Below are 17,610 nucleotides of genomic sequence, written 5' to 3' on the forward strand. Positions count from 1 at the left end.
TGGCGGCACAACGGCGCTCGTCCGTCCGGGCGAGCGCATGGAGAGTTTTTATGTCAGTTTCCGCCCCGAACGCTGTCCTCTCGGTCAGCGGTATCGGTAAGACCTATGCGCAACCGGTGCTGACCGGCATCGAGTTGACGCTGATGCGCGGTGAAGTGCTGGCGCTGACCGGCGAGAATGGCGCCGGCAAAAGCACCTTGTCGAAAATCATTGGCGGACTGGTCACTCCGACCACTGGCCAGATGCAGTTTCAGGGCAAGGACTATCGCCCGGGCAGTCGTACTCAGGCCGAAGAGCTTGGCGTGCGCATGGTCATGCAAGAACTCAATTTGTTGCCGACCTTGTCGGTGGCGGAGAACCTGTTTCTCGACAACTTGCCGAGCAACGGTGGCTGGATCAGTCGCAAGCAACTGCGTAAAGCGGCGATCGAAGCCATGGCGCAAGTCGGCCTCGACGCGATCGATCCGGATACACTGGTCGGCGAGCTGGGCATCGGCCATCAGCAGATGGTTGAAATCGCCCGCAACCTGATCGGCGATTGCCATGTGCTGATTCTCGATGAGCCGACCGCGATGCTGACGGCGCGCGAAGTCGAAATGCTCTTTGAGCAGATCACCCGATTGCAAGCGCGCGGCGTCTCGATCATCTACATTTCCCATCGCCTCGAAGAGCTTGCCCGTGTGGCGCAGCGCATCGCCGTGCTGCGTGACGGCAATCTGGTCTGCGTCGAGCCGATGGCCAATTACAACAGCGAGCAACTGGTCACGCTGATGGTCGGCCGCGAGCTGGGCGAGCATATTGATATGGGCGCGCGCAATATTGGCGCGCCAGCGTTGACGGTCACCGGCCTGACTCGCTCCGACAAGGTTCGCGACGTTTCCTTCGAAGTGCGCGCCGGCGAGATCTACGGGATTTCCGGATTAATCGGGGCAGGGCGCACGGAGTTACTGCGGCTGATCTTCGGTGCGGATCTGGCCGACAGCGGCACCATCGCCCTCGGTTCGCCCGCCAAAGTAGTCAGCATTCGTTCGCCGGTTGATGCCGTGCGCAACGGTATCGCGCTGATCACCGAAGATCGCAAGGGCGAAGGGCTGCTGCTCAGTCAGTCGATCAGCGCCAACATCGCACTGGGCAACATGCCGGAAATTTCCAGTGGCGGTGTCGTCAATAACAGCGACGAAATCGCCTTGGCCAAGCGTCAGATCGACGCCATGCGCATCCGCAGTTCGAGCCCGACACAGCTTGTTTCAGAGTTGTCCGGTGGCAACCAGCAAAAGGTCGTGATCGGCCGTTGGCTGGAGCGTGATTGCTCGGTACTGCTGTTCGACGAGCCAACCCGAGGCATCGACGTCGGCGCCAAATTCGACATTTATGCATTGCTCGGCGAATTGACTCGCCAGGGCAAAGCGCTGGTGGTGGTCTCCAGCGATCTGCGTGAGTTAATGCTGATCTGCGATCGCATCGGTGTGCTGTCGGCGGGGCGCCTGATCGACACCTTCGAGCGTGACAGCTGGACTCAGGATGATTTGCTTGCCGCCGCATTCGCCGGCTACCAAAAACGTGATGCGTTGCTCAACGAAGCGGCGCCTAGGGATCTCCCATGAAAACTGCATCTCCTGCCAGCAAACGTAGTGGCAATTTCTACGGTCTGGGTACTTATCTGGGCCTGGCCGGGGCCTTGCTGGCGATGATTGCGCTGTTCTCGGTCTTGAGCAGCCATTTTCTGTCCTATAACACTTTCAGCACGTTGGCCAACCAGATTCCGGACTTGATGGTGCTGGCGGTCGGCATGACGTTCGTGCTGATCATCGGCGGCATCGACCTCTCAGTGGGTTCGGTGCTGGCGCTGGCGGCGTCGACAGTCAGCGTGGCGATTCTCGGCTGGGGCTGGGGTGTGTTGCCGTCGGCGCTGCTCGGCATGGCAGTGGCAGCACTGGCCGGTACCGTCACCGGTTCGATCACCGTGGCCTGGCGCATTCCGTCGTTCATCGTCTCCCTCGGTGTGCTGGAAATGGCTCGGGGTCTGGCCTATCAGATGACCGGCTCGCGCACCGCGTACATTGGTGACTCGTTCGCCTGGCTGTCGAATCCGGTGGCGTTCGGTATCTCGCCGTCGTTCATCATCGCCTTGCTGGTGATCATCATTGCTCAAGCGGTGTTGACCCGCACTGTGTTCGGTCGCTACCTGATCGGCATCGGCACCAACGAAGAGGCCGTGCGCCTCGCCGGGATCAATCCGAAGCCGTACAAGATTCTGGTGTTCAGCCTGATGGGGTTGCTGGCCGGTATCGCGGCGCTGTTTCAGATTTCGCGTCTGGAAGCGGCGGATCCGAATGCCGGTTCCGGCCTTGAGCTGCAAGTGATTGCGGCCGTGGTCATCGGCGGCACCAGCCTGATGGGCGGACGCGGTTCGGTGATCAGCACGTTCTTTGGCGTATTGATCATCTCGGTGCTGGCGGCCGGTCTGGCGCAGATTGGCGCGAGTGAACCGACCAAGCGCATCATCACCGGTGCGGTGATTGTCATTGCTGTGGTGCTCGACACCTATCGCAGTCAACGCGCCAGTCGACGGGGCTGAGAAAGACTTATGGCAACGATCAAGGATGTGGCGGCGCTCGCGGGAATTTCCTACACGACCGTGTCCCATGTGGTGAACAAAACCCGGCCAGTCAGCCAGGAAGTGCGGCTGAAAGTCGAGGCGGCGATCAAGAGCCTCGACTACGTGCCGAGTGCCGTGGCGCGCTCACTGAAAGCCAAAACCACTGCGACCATCGGCCTGCTGGTGCCGAACAGTCTCAACCCGTACTTCGCCGAGCTGGCGCGGGGCATCGAGGATTATTGCGAGCGTAACGGCTACTGCGTGATCCTCTGCAACTCCGACGACAACCCGGAAAAGCAGCGCAGTTATTTACGCGTGCTGCTGGAAAAACGCATCGACGGTTTGATCGTCGCCTCCGCCGGGGGTGACAGCGGTCTGGCGCAAGGCTTGGCCGGTGTTAAAACGCCGATGGTCATCGTCGATCGGGGACTGGACGGTGTCGACGCCGATCTGGTGCGCATCGACCACGAATACGGCGCTTACCTCGCGACTCGCCACCTGTTGGAACTGGGCCATCGCGACATCGCCACTATCGGTGGGCCGGCGACTACCAGCGTGGCGCAGATGCGTCAGGCCGGTTATTGCCGAGCGCTGAAAGAGGCCGGTATCGAAGTCCGGCAGGAACGCATGCTGGAAAGCGATTTCACCAGCACCGGCGGCTACAACGCGGCGGCGATCCTGCTCGAAAGCAATCCGCCGAGCGCGATTTTCGCCGGTAACGACATGATCGGTATCGGCGTGTTGCGTGCGGCGGCTGAGCGCAACGTGCGCGTGCCGAGCGAGTTGTCGGTGATCGGCTTCGACGATATCCAGATGAGCCGTTACGTGTACCCGGCGCTGACCACCGTCGGCCAGTCGATCCTGCAACTGGGCGAGATGGCCGCGGAAGTACTGCTGCGAAGGATTGCCACCCCGAATCTGGGCACCGATCAACGCATCGTGACCCCGAGTATTGTCCTGCGCGAATCGACCGCGCCGCTGTCCGGCGTGTTCACCGAATACCGCTGAAACCGAATTGACGAGTAGTGATGTATGCCAGCAAATGTAGTGGTAATAGGCAGCCTGAACATGGATCTGGTGACCCGGGCGCCACGCCTTCCCGTCGGCGGTGAAACGCTGATCGGTCATTCCTTCGCCACGGTTTCCGGCGGCAAGGGTGCCAATCAGGCCGTCGCTGCTGCCCGGTTGGGCGCGCAGGTGGCGATGGTCGGTTGCGTGGGCAACGATGACTATGGCGTGCAATTGCGCGACGCCTTGCTGGCCGAGCAGATCGATTGCCAGGCCGTAAGCGTTGTTGAGGATTCCAGTGGTGTGGCGTTGATTGTGGTCGATGACAACAGTCAGAACGCCATCGTTATCGTCGCCGGGGCCAATGGCGCGATGACGCCAGCGGTGATTGACCAGTTCGACGCTGTGCTGCAGGCGGCTGAGGTGGTCATCTGCCAGCTGGAAATTCCCGACGCAACCGTTGGACATGCGCTCAAGCGTGCGCGCGCACTCGGCAAAACCGTGATCCTCAATCCGGCACCGGCTAGCCGCCCGCTGCCCGCTGACTGGTTCACCGCCATTGACTACCTGATTCCCAACGAAAGCGAAGCGACCGCGTTGAGTGGATTGCCGGTGGACTCGCTGGAGTCCGCAGAAAAAGCGGCCAGCCACCTGATCGCCATGGGTGCGGGCAAAGTCATCATCACCCTCGGCGCGCAAGGTTCGCTGTTCGCCAACGGTCAAAGCTTCGAGCATTTCCCGGCGCCGAAGGTGAAAGCCGTCGACACCACGGCGGCGGGGGACACCTTTGTCGGTGGTTTCGCCGCTGGGCTGGCCGCTGGCAAGTCCGAGACCGAAGCCATTCGCTACGGGCAGATTGCCGCCGCGCTGTCGGTCACTCGCGCTGGCGCGCAACCGTCCATTCCCACCCAATCCGACGTACAGGCGTTTAAACCCGCATGAAAAAGACTCCTCTGCTCAACGTCGCCCTGTCGCGACTGATCGCCTCCCTGGGCCATGGCGACATGGTCGTCATCGGTGACGCCGGGCTGCCGGTGCCGCCGGGTGTCGAGCTGATCGATCTGGCGCTGACCCATGGCGTGCCGGATTTCGTCAGCACGTTGAAAGTCGTGCTCAGCGAGATGCAGGTGGAAAGCCATGCGCTGGCTAAAGAAATTTTCGACAAGCAACCGACGGCGCTCAGTACGCTGGACGCGTTGAACGAAGAGGGCGCTTTGGGGCGCCGCGATCTGCTCAGTCATGAGCAATTCAAGGTGCTTAGCCGACAGGCGCGAGCGATTGTTCGTACGGGCGAATGCCAGCCGTACTGCAACATCGTGCTGGTCGCCGGGGTCACCTTCTAACTTTTGATTTCACCAGCACAAGGAATGCGCCATGCAACGCTATGCTCAGAAACTGCACCACTTGCTCCGGAGTCTGCTGCTTTTGTCCGTCATCACTGCAACCGGCGCTCAGGCGGCGGAAAAAATCGACCTGATCATCGACACCGACCCGGGTGCTGACGACGTGGTCGCTTTGCTGTTCGCACTGGCCTCGCCAGAAGAACTGAACATTCGCGCGCTGACCACCGTTGCCGGCAACGTGCGTCTCGACAAAACCTCACGTAATGCACGTCTGGCTCGCGAGTGGGCAGGGCGCGAGGATGTGCCGGTTTACGCCGGTGCGCCAAAGCCGCTGATGCGCACGCCGATCTACGCCGAAAACATCCATGGCAAGGAAGGCCTGTCGGGTGTCACCGTGCATGAGCCGAAAAAAGGCTTGGCGCAAGGCAATGCTGTGAACTACTTGATCGATACCCTGAAAAGCGCCAAGCCGCACAGCATCACCATCGCCATGCTCGGCCCGCAGACCAACCTGGCGCTGGCGCTGATCCAGGAGCCCGAGATTGTGCAGGGCATCAAGGAAGTGGTGATCATGGGCGGTGCGCACTTCAATGGCGGCAATATCACCCCGGTGGCCGAATTCAACCTGTTTGCCGATCCGCAAGCGGCTGAAGTGGTACTCAAAAGCGGCGTGAAACTGACCTATCTGCCACTGGACGTGACCCACAAGATCCTCACCAGCGACGCACGCCTGAAGCAGATCGCTGCGCTCAACAACAATGCGAGCAAGATTGTTGGCGACATCCTCAACGAGTACATCAAAGGCGACATGGAGCATTACGGCATCCCGGGTGGCCCGGTGCATGACGCTACCGTCATCGCTTACCTGCTCAAGCCTGAGCTGTTCACCGGTCGTTCGGTGAATGTCGTGGTTGATAGCCGTGAAGGCCCGACTTTCGGCCAGACCGTTGTTGACTGGTATGACGGCCTGAAAGCGCCGAAGAATGCCTTCTGGGTTGAAAACGGTGACGCTCAGGGCTTCTTCGACTTGCTGACCGAGCGCCTGAAGCGCTTGAAATAAGTCTTAAGCCCGCAGGTGCAAGCCTGCGGGTGTTTACCCTTTCTCTGCGTGCTCGACCTGTTCGCTCGGGTAACGCTCAAAAATCTGCTTGATGAATTGCTTGGCCGCTTCCGTGCCCAACTCTTTGACCAATAGATCGATGCCAATCAGCGCCAATTCTTCCGTCGTCCCCGGACTATAGGAGCTGTGTCCGTCTGCCCATTTGGCTTTGATGTCGGCGTCGATGCTGATGGTGGTCATGAGGTGCGCTCGAAAAGTCGGGAAGTCTGTGTGCCGAGTTAACCATTTTGTCGGGCGTTTGGCACTGCGACTTAGGCATGAGCGGAGCGCTATGCGACACTTGGTCTTTTCCGGCTTTCCAAGGATCGTGCTGTGCAGATCGATTTGAATACCCCTGACGGCCTTACGCTCGACGCGGTGCGCCAGTTGCTCGCTTCAGCCAGTGATGACGAACACACGCAACTGCGCGTAACCAAGGGCGGCATCGCTTACCTTTCTTCGGGCATTACCGGTGGGCAGAATATCGACGGACTGTTGTTTCGCCTCGAAACCTGGGCCAAGGGCTCGGGCTATGTGGGCAATGTCGCGGCCAGTGATGAGGTCTGGGTGATGCAGATTTTCAACGCGCTCAAGGACAACTGGCCGAATCCGCCGTTTGACTACATCGACGTCTATTGAGCGCCGTTAATATTCAGTCACGATTGATTGATGAAGACATGAACGCCGCTCAGGCACACTCGGCGTTTTTCCGATCGTGGGGCAGGGTGATGGCATCGGCCGTGAAACCAAACGCCGGAATGGCGGTCGCACGATCTCAGCTTAACTTTTAGAAATAAGGAGGCTTCATGCCTTTGAAGTTCGCGACACTGGGTGCACTTATGGCCGCTGCCATGTTGGCCGGTTGCAGCACGACCTCCAGCAAGTCGGCAAAGGATTCCGTGGCGACCGAAGCGGGTCACAGCCGCTGTGATGCTTCGGCAGCGCAATTCACCATCGGCAAGAAAGCCTCGCCGGAACTGCTGGAGCAAGCCCGCACCAAAGCAGGCGCGCAGAATGCCCGCTTCCTCAAGCCGAACGACATGATCACGCTTGAGTACCGTTCCGATCGCTTGAACCTGAACACCGACAACAACCTGGTGATCACCCGCGTCAACTGCGGCTGATTTCACAAGGCTTTTGTTGCAGGCATAAAAAACCCCGTCACATGGACGGGGTTTTTTTAGTGCGCCGAGAAATTACTCTGGGCGAACCTGTGCAGCTTGCATACCCTTTTGGCCTTTCTCAGCCACGAAGGAGACGGTCTGGCCTTCTTTCAGGCTTTTGAAACCGTCGGATTCGATAGCTTTGAAGTGTACGAACAGGTCGTCACCGCCACCTTGAGGAGTGATGAAGCCGAAGCCTTTTTCATCGTTGAACCATTTAACGGTGCCGGTTTGGCGATTAGACATGGTGTATCTCCAAGAAACATATATTTTCAGTAGTGCTGTGCTGCTCAGGCCAACTGGGCACACCGGAGTATCATAGTCGAAATGTTCGCTTTGGTAGCCCCCCGGACGTGCTGTTTGCCAATCAGTCGTGTTTTCTTTACTGCCTGTTTCGGCTGAAAGCCCCGGTTTACAAGGGTTTGCGCGGAACGTAAAGACAATAAAAAAACCTGTAAAACATGCATAAATCCTCCGAAAAGGCTCAAATTCAGCCCTTTTTAGAGGCGCTGAGCCGATTCAAAAGACTTTTTTGATCACTTTTTCGCCGGGGTATTTGCCTTGCATTTGGCGATTTGGCCCAGCGCTTTCTGCTGCAATTCAGGAGGAGCCTTGTTGTCCATCAGCGCCTGAATGTCGCTGGCCGGATAAGACTTGATGGCGTCAGCGCCGCAAGCACAATGAGATTTCGCTGCGGCAGCACCGATTTGTTGGGTCGCAGCCTGAGTGCACTGCGCCATGTACTTTTCGCGCTCGCCCTTTGGCCAATCGGCGTGGGCAGTCAACGGCAGCAGCATAACGATAGGGGCGACGACGGCGAACAGGGTATTCAGACGCATGCGAGGATGCTCCTTGTGGGTCAATGTCTTGTTATCTGAGGGCTGAAAGGCCGATCAAGTTCAGCACTCTGGCATAAAAACGGACGATTTGCCTTCTGATCAAACAGAGGCATAAGTGACCGCTCATCTGTGCTAGCATGCCGGGCTCAAGCGTTCTCAGGCGCCGGATGACCTACAGTCCCGGACGCGGTCAACGTGCGAATATTTCTGATTTGAATCCCAGTCACTCTGGTTCGGTTTTCCGGTTGGCCGCAAGGCTCCTGCCGCTGTAAGGCAGGCGTTCGTCATTGAATGGCCTGGATCGGATCTTGTACTGGCTCATCCCAACCCACGTGACCTTTGGTAGGGGTCACCACTAGGAGAGGAGGCGCCATGCCAACTATTACTCTTCCCGACGGCAGCCAACGTTCATTCGATCACCCGGTTTCCGTAGCCGAGGTCGCTGCATCCATTGGTGCTGGCCTGGCCAAAGCCACACTGGCCGGCAAGGTCAATGGTCAACTGGTCGACGCCAGCGACATCATCAGCAGCGACGCGACCCTGCAAATCATTACGCCAAAGGATGAAGAGGGGCTGGAGATCATTCGCCACTCTTGCGCTCACCTGGTGGGGCATGCGGTCAAGCAGCTGTACCCGACTGCAAAAATGGTGATCGGCCCGGTCATCGACGAAGGCTTCTATTACGACATCGCCTTCGAGCGTCCTTTCACTCCGGACGACATGGCTGCGATCGAACAGCGCATGCAGCAGCTGATCGAGAAAGATTACGACGTCATCAAGAAAGTCACTCCGCGCGCCGAAGTGATCGAAGTGTTCAAGGCCCGCGGCGAAGACTACAAGCTGCGTCTGGTCGAGGACATGCCGAACGAACAGGCCATGGGTCTGTACTATCACGAAGAATACGTCGACATGTGCCGCGGCCCGCACGTGCCGAACACTCGCTTCCTGAAATCCTTCAAATTGACCAAGTTGTCGGGCGCCTACTGGCGTGGCGACGCCAAGAACGAGCAATTGCAGCGCGTTTACGGCACCGCTTGGGCAGACAAGAAGCAGCTGGCGGCTTACATCCAGCGCATCGAAGAAGCTGAAAAACGCGATCACCGCAAGATCGGCAAGCGTCTGGGCCTGTTCCACACCCAGGAAGAATCCCCGGGCATGGTGTTCTGGCACCCGAACGGCTGGACTCTGTACCAGGTGCTCGAGCAGTACATGCGCAAGATCCAGCGTGACAACGGCTACCTTGAGATCAAAACCCCTCAAGTCGTTGACCGCAGCCTCTGGGAGAAATCCGGGCACTGGGCCAACTACGCCGACAACATGTTTACCACGCAGTCGGAAAACCGCGACTACGCCATCAAGCCGATGAACTGCCCATGCCACGTGCAGGTGTTCAACCAAGGCCTGAAGAGCTACCGCGAGCTGCCGATGCGTCTGGCAGAGTTCGGTGCCTGCCACCGTAACGAGCCGTCGGGTGCGCTGCACGGCATCATGCGTGTGCGTGCGTTCACTCAGGACGATGCCCACATCTTCTGCACCGAAGAGCAGATGCAAGCCGAATCCGCTGCATTCATCAAGCTGACCATGGACGTTTATCGCGACTTCGGCTTCACCGACGTCGAAATGAAACTGTCCACTCGTCCGGAAAAACGCGTCGGTTCCGACGAGCTGTGGGATCGCGCTGAGGCCGCATTGGCTGCAGCCCTTGATTCTGCGGGCCTCCCGTACGATCTGCAGCCGGGTGAGGGTGCGTTCTACGGTCCTAAGATCGAGTTTTCGCTAAAAGATTGCCTCGGTCGTGTCTGGCAATGTGGTACCTTGCAGCTCGATTTTAACCTGCCTGTCCGTTTGGGCGCTGAATATGTCTCCGAAGACAACAGCCGCAAACACCCAGTGATGTTGCACCGTGCGATCCTCGGTTCCTTTGAGCGTTTCGTCGGTATTTTGATCGAGCACTATGAAGGTGCATTCCCTGCGTGGCTCGCGCCGACCCAGGCGGTGATCATGAATATCACTGATAAACAGGCAGATTTTGTTGCAGAAGTTGAAAAAACTCTCAACGAAAGCGGATTTCGTGCCAAGTCCGACTTGAGAAATGAAAAGATCGGCTTTAAAATCCGCGAGCATACTTTGCTCAAGGTTCCCTATCTCTTGGTAATCGGAGATAAGGAAGTCGAGATGCAGACTGTCGCTGTGCGTACTCGTGAAGGTGCTGACCTGGGCTCGATGCCCGTCGCCCAGTTCGCTGAGTTTCTCGCGCAAGCGGTTTCCCGGCGTGGTCGCCCAGATTCGGAGTAATTATTATTAAGCGTGAAATGAGACAAGATAAACGAGCTGCACCGAAAGCCCCGATCAACGAGAATATCTCGGCACGCGAGGTTCGGTTAATTGGGGCTGAAGGTGAACAGCTTGGGATTGTGTCAATTGAAGACGCGCTTCTTAAGGCTGAAGAGGCCAAACTGGATTTGGTGGAAATTTCCGCCGATGCAGTACCCCCTGTTTGCAAACTGATGGACTACGGCAAATCGATCTTCGAGAAGAAGAAGCAGGTTGCCGCGGCCAAGAAAAACCAGAAGCAGATTCAGGTTAAAGAAATCAAGTTTCGTCCAGGGACGGAGGAAGGGGATTACCAGGTAAAACTGCGCAACCTGGTACGTTTCCTGAGTGATGGGGACAGGGCCAAGGTATCCTTGCGATTCCGCGGCCGTGAGATGGCCCACCAGGAGCTGGGGATGGAACTCCTCAAGCGGGTTGAAGCTGACCTGCTCGAGTACGGTTCGGTCGAACAGCATCCTAAGATGGAAGGACGCCAGCTGATCATGGTCATCGCCCCGAAAAAGAAGAAGTAATCAACAGGGCACGGCAGGCCTTCTGATTATGTTTATCAACTGAATGCGGAGTATCCGAACATGCCAAAAATGAAAACCAAAAGTGGTGCTGCTAAGCGGTTTCTGAAAACTGCTAACGGTATCAAGCACAAGCACGCTTTCAAGAGCCACATCCTGACTAAAATGTCGACCAAGCGTAAGCGTCAATTGCGCGGTAGCAGCTTGCTGCATCCGTCTGACGTGGCAAAAGTCGAGCGCATGCTGCGCCTTCGTTAATTTTAGTCAAGAATAGAGGAAGTAACTCATGGCTCGTGTAAAGCGTGGCGTCATTGCCCGTAAGCGTCACAAAAAAATTCTGAAACTTGCTAAAGGCTACTACGGTGCACGTTCGCGCGTATTCCGTGTTGCCAAGCAAGCGGTAATCAAGGCAGGCCAATACGCCTACCGTGACCGTCGTCAGAAAAAACGTCAGTTCCGCGCTCTGTGGATCGCTCGTATCAACGCTGGTGCTCGTGTTAACGGTCTGTCCTACAGCCGTTTCATCGCTGGCCTGAAAAAAGCGTCCATCGAGATCGACCGTAAGGTTCTGGCTGATCTGGCAGTGAACGAAAAAGCGGTGTTTGCTGCGATTGTCGAGAAAGCTAAAGCCACCTTGGCTTAAGTACCCCCGACAATCACCCGGCCTCACTTCCGTGGGGCTAGGTGGTAAACGTCTTAAATAGGGGAAGAGCCTTCAAGCTCTTCCCCTATTTTGTATCTGGAGTCTGTACATGGAAAACCTGGATGCGCTGGTCTCTCAAGCACTAGAGGCTGTGCAAAGCGCTGAAGATATCAATGCCCTGGAGCAAATCCGGGTTCAATACCTTGGCAAAAAGGGCGAATTGACTCAGGTGATGAAGACCCTGGGGAATTTGCCGGCAGAGGAGCGTCCGCAAGTCGGCGCCCTGATCAACGTTGCCAAGGAACGTGTAACAGGCGTTCTCAATGCGCGCATGGCCTTGTTTGAAGAAGCCGAACTGGCTGCCAAACTGTCCGCTGAATCCATTGACGTGACATTGCCGGGCCGTGGCCAGACCTCCGGTGGTCTGCATCCGGTTACCCGCACTCTGGAACGTGTTGAACAGTTCTTCACCCGCATCGGCTACGGCATTGCCGAAGGCCCTGAGGTCGAAGACGACTATCACAACTTTGAAGCGCTCAACATCCCAGGCCACCACCCGGCCCGGTCGATGCATGACACCTTCTATTTCAACGCCAACATGTTGCTGCGCACCCATACCTCGCCGGTACAGGTTCGCACCATGGAATCGAAGCAGCCGCCGATTCGCATCGTCTGCCCAGGCCGCGTGTATCGCAGCGACTCCGATATCACCCACTCGCCGATGTTCCACCAGGTCGAAGGCCTGCTGGTTGATCGCGACATCAATTTTGCCGATCTCAAAGGCACCATCGAAGAATTCCTGCGGGTGTTCTTCGAGAAAGAACTGGCCGTACGTTTCCGTCCTTCGTACTTCCCGTTCACCGAGCCATCCGCTGAAGTCGACATGGAATGCGTGATGTGCAGCGGTAAAGGCTGCCGCGTCTGCAAACAGACCGGCTGGCTGGAAGTGATGGGCTGCGGCATGGTTCACCCGAACGTGCTGCGCATGTCCGGCATCGATCCGGAAGAGTTCTCCGGCTTTGCCTTCGGCATGGGCGTCGAGCGTCTGGCCATGCTCCGTTACGGCGTGAACGACTTGCGTCTGTTCTTCGACAACGACTTGCGGTTCCTCGCGCAATTTCGCTAGTCGTAACGAATTCTTAGGAGAGCAGGATGAAATTCAGTGAACAATGGCTGCGTGGCTGGGTTAGCCCGCAGGTAGATCGCGATGAGCTGGTTGCTCGTCTGTCGATGGCCGGTCTTGAGGTCGATAGCGTTACGCCGGCCGCCGGTGTATTCAGCGGCGTGGTTGTGGGCGAGGTGCTGAGCACCGAGCAACACCCTGATGCCGACAAATTGCGCGTTTGCCAGGTCAGCAATGGCGCGGAAACCTTTCAGGTCGTGTGCGGTGCGCCAAATGTGCGTCCGGGCCTGAAGATTCCGTTCGCCATGATCGGTGCCGAACTGCCGGGCGACTTCAAAATCAAGAAAGCCAAACTGCGTGGCGTTGAGTCCAACGGCATGCTCTGCTCGCAAGCCGAGCTGCAGGTTGGTGAAGGCAACGACGGTCTGATGGAACTGCCGGCCGATGCGCCAGTGGGCGAAGATTTCCGCGTGTACCTGGATCTGGAAGACGCCAGCATCGAGGTTGACCTGACCCCGAACCGTGGCGACTGCCTGTCCCTGGCCGGTCTGGCCCGTGAAGTTGGCGCGCTGTATGACGCTCCGGTCACCCGTCCAGTAGTGCCGGCCGTAGCTGCCGTGCACGACGAAGTGCGTTCGGTCGAAGTGCTGGCGCCGGCTGCATGCCCGCGTTACCTCGGTCGCGTGATCCGTAACGTCGACCTGTCCAAGCCTACGCCGCTGTGGATGGTTGAGCGTCTGCGTCGTGCCGACGTGCGCAGCATCGACGCTGCCGTCGACATCACCAACTACGTGATGCTCGAGCTGGGTCAGCCGCTGCACGCTTTCGATCTCGCCGAAATCAATGGCGGCATCCGTGTGCGCATGGCGGAAGAGGGTGAGAAGCTGGTACTGCTCGACGGTCAGGAAGTCAGCCTGCGTAGCGATACGCTGGTGATTGCCGACCATACTCGCGCTCTGGCGATTGCCGGTGTGATGGGTGGCGAGCATAGCGGCGTGTCCGCGACCACTCGCGACGTGTTTCTGGAAAGTGCTTTCTTCGACCAGATCGCTGTGGCGGGCAAGGCTCGTTCCTATGGTCTGCACACCGATGCGTCGCACCGCTACGAGCGTGGCGTTGACTGGCAACTGGCCCGTGAAGCCATGGAGCGCGCCACTGGCCTGCTGCTGGAAATCACTGGCGGCGAAGCCGGCCCGATCATCGAGACCGTCAGCGAGCAGCACCTGCCGTCGATCGCGCCGATTACCCTGCGTTCGCAGCGCATCACCCAGATGCTCGGCATGGAAATGGATTCGGCTCAGGTTGAGCGTCTGCTCAGCGGCCTGGGTCTGGGCATTACTGCCGACGGCGCTGACCAATGGCGCGTAGAAGTGCCAAGCCATCGCTTCGACATCAGCCTTGAAGTCGATCTGATCGAAGAACTGGCTCGCCTGTACGGTTACAACCGTCTTCCGGTTCGTTACCCGCAAGCGCGTCTCGCGCCGCAAGCCAAGGCTGAAGCGCGTAGCGATCTGCCGGAACTGCGTCGTCTGCTGGTGGCTCGTGGTTATCAGGAAGCGATTACCTACAGCTTCATCGATCCACGCCAGTTCGAACTGTTCAATCCAGGCGTTGAGCCGCTGTTGCTGGCCAATCCGATCTCCAACGACATGGCTGCGATGCGCTCGTCGCTGTGGCCGGGTCTGGTCAAGGCGCTGCAGCACAACCTCAATCGTCAGCAAGATCGCGTGCGTCTGTTCGAAAGCGGTCTGCGCTTCGTTGGTCAGCTCGAAGGTTTGAAGCAAGAGCCGATGCTGTCGGGTGTTGTCTGCGGTAGCCGTCTGCCGGAAGGCTGGGCACAAGGTCGCGACACCATCGACTTCTTCGACGTCAAAGCTGACGTGGAAGCGGTACTGGGTTTTGCCGGTGCACTGGATTCGTTCACTTTCGCACCGGGCAAACACCCGGCGCTGCACCCGGGTCAAACCGCGCGCATCGAGCGAGAAGGGCGTGAAGTCGGTTTCATCGGCGCCATTCACCCGGAATTGTCGAAAGCCTTGGGTCTGGATCGTCCAGTCTTCGTTTTCGAGCTGGTTCTGGCTGAAGTGGCACTCGGTAAAATGCCGAAATTCCACGAGTTGTCGCGCTTTCCTGAAGTGCGTCGTGACCTTGCATTAATTGCACACAAAGACGTCGCAGCCTCGGCAGTACTGGACGTAATCCGTGAAAATGCAGGCGAATGGCTCACAGATCTCAGGCTGTTTGACGTATATCAGGGTAAAGGCATTGATCCTGATAGAAAAAGCCTTGCAGTTGGCTTGACCTGGCAGCATCCATCGCGCACTCTTAATGACGATGAGGTGAATTCGACGACGCAAAATATCCTCACCTCGCTCGAACAAAGGTTGAACGCCACGTTAAGGAAGTGACGTATGGGGGCTTTGACGAAAGCTGAGATGGCGGAACGTCTGTATGAAGAGCTGGGCCTGAACAAGCGGGAAGCCAAGGAATTGGTAGAACTGTTTTTCGAGGAAATCAGGCACGCTCTTGAAGACAACGAGCAGGTCAAATTGTCCGGTTTCGGCAATTTCGACCTTCGGGACAAACGCCAGCGGCCTGGCCGCAACCCGAAAACGGGGGAAGAAATCCCGATCACGGCTCGCCGTGTGGTCACCTTTCGTCCAGGGCAGAAGTTGAAGGCCCGAGTTGAGGCTTATGCTGGAACCAAGTCATAACGACGAACTACCCGTCATCCCGGGCAAACGCTACTTCACCATCGGTGAAGTCAGCGAGCTGTGTGCCGTAAAGCCACACGTGCTGCGCTACTGGGAGCAGGAGTTTCCTCAACTGAACCCCGTCAAACGCCGCGGAAACCGCCGGTATTATCAGCGCCAGGACGTGCTGATGATCCGGCAAATCCGCGCGCTCCTTTACGATCAAGGTTTCACCATCGGCGGCGCACGCTTGCGCCTGTCCGGCGATGAAGCCAAAGACGACACCACCCAATACAAACAGATGATTCGCCAGATGATTGCCGAATTGGAAGACGTGCTGGTGGTTCTCAAGAAATAAAAAGCTGCTTTTGAATACTTCCAGTTTTCAAAAGCTTGCGATATATTCTTGAGCTCTCTTCGAGGTGAAGGGTGAGATGAAAAACCAGTCGGGGCGTAGCGCAGTCCGGTAGCGCACTAGCATGGGGTGCTAGGGGTCGAGTGTTCGAATCACTCCGTCCCGACCATATAATTCAATGACTTAGGCCAATGTTTACAGCATTGGCCTTTTTCATGCGCGTGACATTTGCGTGACTTCTCCATTTCTCACGCCTGCTTCCTCTTCAATATTGTCAGCACCGGCCCACGCGAATCGGTTGCTGATACCATGTTTGCAGCCTCAATCAGATGCCCGAGCTCAGCGCCCGAGTAGTGACTGGTGATGCTGCCGTTCTTGTGGCCCAGAAGTGCCTTTCGGTCTTCCTCGGTTACGCCCGCTGCTCGAAGGCGACGGCCAAACGTGTGCTTCAAATCGTGAATCCTGATCGACAGATAGCCAAGGTGAGCGGGGCGAAGGTTTTCCTCCTGCCAGAGTTTCGCCGCTCTCACTCGCGCCTTCTTCCAAGCCGAGTCGTTCATCCGGTGCATTGCGTTGCCGTTGTAAGGAAAAACCCATTCCTTGCTCAGGCCGCGCTGCTTATCAATGATCGACTTGGCAACGCTGTTCAGCACCACCAGGCGCTCGTCGCCATTCTTCACGCCAGACCGTTCGTGTCTGCCGCCAAAGTCAGCCGGGATCAGGAATACACTGGTACCAAGCTCCGGCACCGAAATCTCCCAGTCCCACCTCAGCTTGCAAACTTCCTGCTCGCGACAACCGGTGTTCACTTTGAACAGCGCCATCGTCTGCAGGTGGGCCGGCAACTCCCCGAAAAGAATCGACTGCTCTTCCCACGACATCGGATAGGGCTTACGACTCGATTTCTTCTCTTCCAGCTTCGTGAGCATTGGCACGCTATCCAGCCACGGCCGTCGCTCATCGTCTCGCCACTTCCTGGCACACAACGAAAAAACCCGAACCACACGCTCGATCGAGATATTCACCGTTCTGTTGCTCACGCCTTTCTTCACCTTGCCATCCGGCAGCGTTTTGGTCGCCAACCTGTCCTTAATGAAAGGCCCTAGGGCCTGGTCATCAATATGGGTCAGCGGCATGTCGCCGATGAATTCGTCCAGCTGTGAAAGGTGGTGAGCCGAAAGCTTGATCGAAGGCTGATCCTTGAATTCGACCAAAAAACGCATCGCCGCATCCCGCCACGTTCTGACCTGCCGAACGCCGTAGACTTTCTCCTGCCGGATCTGCTCCAGTTGATGTATCAGGTAGCGCTCTGCTTCTTGCCGGTCACTTGTTCCAGTAGATTCGTAAAGTCTTTCGCAGTTGATTTTCTTGTCGATATGCCAGCGACCTTTCCTTTGGGAGAGGCCTGTGATCGTTTTTCGCGCCATTGTGTTTCTCTTTTCTGGCGCTCGCTGCGAGGCAATTGTTGCTCCCTGCGCCCTTTTTATCAATTGCCTTGGCTGCCACGTAAGACGATGCCCACGCATCAAGCTCTTGGCGATCGAAGCCAGCACCGCGCGCGCCGATCGGGAACTCATTCACAAACGGCCTGACGAGTTGGTTAAACAAAGGCAAGTTCATGCTCAAGTGGGCAGGCGCCTCGCCGGCCCGGATAAAGCGCGGCTGCAATTTTTGTGCGCCCATACAGCATCCTTTTCCCCTTGATGGGGCAGTTAATTAAATAGTTCTGCTCCATGCCGCGCGTGTCGGCAGAAGGTTGGTTAGGAGGTGGCGAAACTAATTAAATTCGGCTATTTGTTAAGTCCCGGCAGCAAGCCGGCTAATCAGAGCTTTTGAGAGCAAGGAGCACTACATGGGACTTTTCGGGCCTTCAGACACAGGAACCAGCAAAGGCGTCATTAA

Annotated in this window: 21 protein-coding genes and 1 tRNA gene; 17 read left to right on the top strand and 5 right to left on the bottom strand. The window is 57.3% G+C overall.

What is annotated here, in order from left to right:
• Positions 1-50 precede the first annotated feature (50 nt).
• The 6 genes from AD669_RS09345 to AD669_RS09370 are packed head-to-tail and all read left to right on the top strand — an operon-like array spanning position 51 to position 6,010.
• Entirely contained in the window at positions 51-1,604 is a 1,554-nt protein-coding gene (locus AD669_RS09345) for a sugar ABC transporter ATP-binding protein (protein ID WP_053118982.1), read from the top strand.
• Positions 1,601-2,578: an ABC transporter permease gene (locus tag AD669_RS09350; protein WP_053118984.1), complete on the top strand. Its 978-nt coding sequence runs from the start codon at positions 1,601-1,603 to the stop codon at positions 2,576-2,578. Before AD669_RS09345 ends, AD669_RS09350 begins: the two co-directional genes overlap by 4 nt.
• Positions 2,579-2,587: 9 nt before the next feature.
• Positions 2,588-3,607, top strand: coding sequence for a LacI family DNA-binding transcriptional regulator (locus AD669_RS09355; RefSeq protein ID WP_053118986.1), 1,020 nt, complete (start codon positions 2,588-2,590; stop codon positions 3,605-3,607).
• A 24-nt stretch (positions 3,608-3,631) separates the two neighbouring features.
• On the top strand, positions 3,632-4,549 hold the full coding sequence (gene rbsK, locus AD669_RS09360) for a ribokinase (protein WP_053118988.1): 918 nt from the start codon (positions 3,632-3,634) through the stop codon (positions 4,547-4,549).
• On the top strand, positions 4,546-4,950 hold the full coding sequence (gene rbsD / locus AD669_RS09365; protein WP_053118990.1) for a D-ribose pyranase: 405 nt from the start codon (positions 4,546-4,548) through the stop codon (positions 4,948-4,950). The genes rbsK and rbsD overlap by 4 nt, the downstream gene beginning before the upstream one ends.
• A 31-nt stretch (positions 4,951-4,981) precedes the next feature.
• Entirely contained in the window at positions 4,982-6,010 is a 1,029-nt protein-coding gene (locus tag AD669_RS09370; protein WP_053118992.1) for a nucleoside hydrolase, read from the top strand.
• 33 nt (positions 6,011-6,043) lie between these two features.
• On the opposite strand, the gene AD669_RS09375 is transcribed toward AD669_RS09370, so the two are convergent.
• Entirely contained in the window at positions 6,044-6,250 is a 207-nt protein-coding gene (locus AD669_RS09375) for a hypothetical protein (protein ID WP_053118994.1), read from the bottom strand.
• Between the two features lie 132 nt (positions 6,251-6,382).
• On the opposite strand from AD669_RS09375, the gene AD669_RS09380 reads away from it, so the two are divergent.
• The gene (locus AD669_RS09380) at positions 6,383-6,688 is read left to right on the top strand and encodes a hypothetical protein (RefSeq protein WP_053118997.1); all 306 of its coding nucleotides are present in this window, start codon (positions 6,383-6,385) and stop codon (positions 6,686-6,688) included.
• 167 nt (positions 6,689-6,855) lie between these two features.
• Positions 6,856-7,173 carry an I78 family peptidase inhibitor gene (locus AD669_RS09385; protein ID WP_053119000.1) on the top strand — a complete coding sequence of 106 codons (318 nt, stop codon included), beginning with the start codon at positions 6,856-6,858 and terminating at the stop codon, positions 7,171-7,173.
• A gap of 72 nt (positions 7,174-7,245) precedes the next feature.
• On the opposite strand, the gene AD669_RS09390 is transcribed toward AD669_RS09385, so the two are convergent.
• Together AD669_RS09390 and AD669_RS09395 are read right to left on the bottom strand one after the other, a co-directional pair.
• Complete coding sequence (locus AD669_RS09390; protein ID WP_003179963.1) at positions 7,246-7,458, bottom strand: cold-shock protein; 213 nt, start codon at positions 7,456-7,458, stop codon at positions 7,246-7,248.
• A gap of 290 nt (positions 7,459-7,748) precedes the next feature.
• Complete coding sequence (locus AD669_RS09395; RefSeq protein WP_053119002.1) at positions 7,749-8,051, bottom strand: hypothetical protein; 303 nt, start codon at positions 8,049-8,051, stop codon at positions 7,749-7,751.
• Between the two features lie 372 nt (positions 8,052-8,423).
• Here AD669_RS09395 and thrS point away from each other — a divergent pair, with 372 nt between their 5' ends.
• The 9 genes from thrS to AD669_RS09440 all read left to right on the top strand — a co-directional run bounded on the left by thrS (position 8,424) and on the right by AD669_RS09440 (position 15,877).
• The gene (gene thrS / locus AD669_RS09400) at positions 8,424-10,346 is read left to right on the top strand and encodes a threonine--tRNA ligase (RefSeq protein WP_007913488.1); all 1,923 of its coding nucleotides are present in this window, start codon (positions 8,424-8,426) and stop codon (positions 10,344-10,346) included.
• Positions 10,346-10,897: a translation initiation factor IF-3 gene (infC, locus tag AD669_RS09405; RefSeq protein WP_170947229.1), complete on the top strand. Its 552-nt coding sequence runs from the start codon at positions 10,346-10,348 to the stop codon at positions 10,895-10,897. Before thrS ends, infC begins: the two co-directional genes overlap by 1 nt.
• A gap of 60 nt (positions 10,898-10,957) precedes the next feature.
• Positions 10,958-11,152 (top strand): 50S ribosomal protein L35, encoded by a 195-nt coding sequence (gene rpmI / locus AD669_RS09410; protein WP_002553160.1) that lies wholly within the window; start codon positions 10,958-10,960, stop codon positions 11,150-11,152.
• A gap of 28 nt (positions 11,153-11,180) precedes the next feature.
• The gene (gene rplT, locus AD669_RS09415; protein ID WP_007913489.1) at positions 11,181-11,537 is read left to right on the top strand and encodes a 50S ribosomal protein L20; all 357 of its coding nucleotides are present in this window, start codon (positions 11,181-11,183) and stop codon (positions 11,535-11,537) included.
• Positions 11,538-11,646: 109 nt separating this feature from the next.
• The gene (gene pheS, locus AD669_RS09420) at positions 11,647-12,663 is read left to right on the top strand and encodes a phenylalanine--tRNA ligase subunit alpha (RefSeq protein ID WP_003226365.1); all 1,017 of its coding nucleotides are present in this window, start codon (positions 11,647-11,649) and stop codon (positions 12,661-12,663) included.
• A 26-nt stretch (positions 12,664-12,689) separates the two neighbouring features.
• On the top strand, positions 12,690-15,068 hold the full coding sequence (gene pheT, locus AD669_RS09425; protein WP_053119004.1) for a phenylalanine--tRNA ligase subunit beta: 2,379 nt from the start codon (positions 12,690-12,692) through the stop codon (positions 15,066-15,068).
• Positions 15,069-15,071: 3 nt separating this feature from the next.
• Positions 15,072-15,374 carry an integration host factor subunit alpha gene (gene ihfA / locus AD669_RS09430; protein ID WP_002553164.1) on the top strand — a complete coding sequence of 101 codons (303 nt, stop codon included), beginning with the start codon at positions 15,072-15,074 and terminating at the stop codon, positions 15,372-15,374.
• Positions 15,355-15,711: a MerR family transcriptional regulator gene (locus AD669_RS09435; protein ID WP_003179985.1), complete on the top strand. Its 357-nt coding sequence runs from the start codon at positions 15,355-15,357 to the stop codon at positions 15,709-15,711. Before ihfA ends, AD669_RS09435 begins: the two co-directional genes overlap by 20 nt.
• 89 nt (positions 15,712-15,800) lie before the next feature.
• A tRNA-Pro gene (locus tag AD669_RS09440) sits at positions 15,801-15,877 on the top strand.
• Positions 15,878-15,956: 79 nt separating this feature from the next.
• On the opposite strand, the gene AD669_RS09445 is transcribed toward AD669_RS09440, so the two are convergent.
• Both AD669_RS09445 and AD669_RS28580 read right to left on the bottom strand, forming a co-directional pair.
• Positions 15,957-17,135: a tyrosine-type recombinase/integrase gene (locus AD669_RS09445; protein ID WP_053119006.1), complete on the bottom strand. Its 1,179-nt coding sequence runs from the start codon at positions 17,133-17,135 to the stop codon at positions 15,957-15,959.
• Positions 17,032-17,391 (bottom strand): hypothetical protein, encoded by a 360-nt coding sequence (locus tag AD669_RS28580; RefSeq protein ID WP_172680096.1) that lies wholly within the window; start codon positions 17,389-17,391, stop codon positions 17,032-17,034. Before AD669_RS28580 ends, AD669_RS09445 begins: the two co-directional genes overlap by 104 nt.
• Between the last annotated feature and the right edge of the window lie 219 nt (positions 17,392-17,610).

The organism is Pseudomonas sp. P1.31 (assembly GCF_001269815.1).
GTDB lineage: Bacteria > Pseudomonadota > Gammaproteobacteria > Pseudomonadales > Pseudomonadaceae > Aquipseudomonas > Aquipseudomonas rustica.

Bases quoted from the DNA above. Each gene is read 5' to 3' on its own strand.
- rpmI (WP_002553160.1), top strand. From the start codon at position 10,958: ATGCCAAAAATGAAAACCAAAAGTGGTGCTGCTAAGCGGTTTCTGAAA.
- rplT (WP_007913489.1), top strand. From the start codon at position 11,181: ATGGCTCGTGTAAAGCGTGGCGTCATTGCCCGTAAGCGTCACAAAAAA.
- AD669_RS09350 (WP_053118984.1), top strand. From the start codon at position 1,601: ATGAAAACTGCATCTCCTGCCAGCAAACGTAGTGGCAATTTCTACGGT.
- rbsK (WP_053118988.1), top strand. From the start codon at position 3,632: ATGCCAGCAAATGTAGTGGTAATAGGCAGCCTGAACATGGATCTGGTG.
- ihfA (WP_002553164.1), top strand. From the start codon at position 15,072: ATGGGGGCTTTGACGAAAGCTGAGATGGCGGAACGTCTGTATGAAGAG.
- AD669_RS09435 (WP_003179985.1), top strand. From the start codon at position 15,355: ATGCTGGAACCAAGTCATAACGACGAACTACCCGTCATCCCGGGCAAA.
- AD669_RS28580 (WP_172680096.1), bottom strand. From the start codon at position 17,391: ATGGGCGCACAAAAATTGCAGCCGCGCTTTATCCGGGCCGGCGAGGCG.
- rbsD (WP_053118990.1), top strand. From the start codon at position 4,546: ATGAAAAAGACTCCTCTGCTCAACGTCGCCCTGTCGCGACTGATCGCC.
- AD669_RS09375 (WP_053118994.1), bottom strand. From the start codon at position 6,250: ATGACCACCATCAGCATCGACGCCGACATCAAAGCCAAATGGGCAGAC.
- AD669_RS09370 (WP_053118992.1), top strand. From the start codon at position 4,982: ATGCAACGCTATGCTCAGAAACTGCACCACTTGCTCCGGAGTCTGCTG.
- AD669_RS09395 (WP_053119002.1), bottom strand. From the start codon at position 8,051: ATGCGTCTGAATACCCTGTTCGCCGTCGTCGCCCCTATCGTTATGCTG.
- AD669_RS09345 (WP_053118982.1), top strand. From the start codon at position 51: ATGTCAGTTTCCGCCCCGAACGCTGTCCTCTCGGTCAGCGGTATCGGT.
- AD669_RS09390 (WP_003179963.1), bottom strand. From the start codon at position 7,458: ATGTCTAATCGCCAAACCGGCACCGTTAAATGGTTCAACGATGAAAAA.
- AD669_RS09355 (WP_053118986.1), top strand. From the start codon at position 2,588: ATGGCAACGATCAAGGATGTGGCGGCGCTCGCGGGAATTTCCTACACG.
- pheT (WP_053119004.1), top strand. From the start codon at position 12,690: ATGAAATTCAGTGAACAATGGCTGCGTGGCTGGGTTAGCCCGCAGGTA.
- pheS (WP_003226365.1), top strand. From the start codon at position 11,647: ATGGAAAACCTGGATGCGCTGGTCTCTCAAGCACTAGAGGCTGTGCAA.
- AD669_RS09445 (WP_053119006.1), bottom strand. From the start codon at position 17,135: ATGGCGCGAAAAACGATCACAGGCCTCTCCCAAAGGAAAGGTCGCTGG.
- thrS (WP_007913488.1), top strand. From the start codon at position 8,424: ATGCCAACTATTACTCTTCCCGACGGCAGCCAACGTTCATTCGATCAC.
- AD669_RS09385 (WP_053119000.1), top strand. From the start codon at position 6,856: ATGCCTTTGAAGTTCGCGACACTGGGTGCACTTATGGCCGCTGCCATG.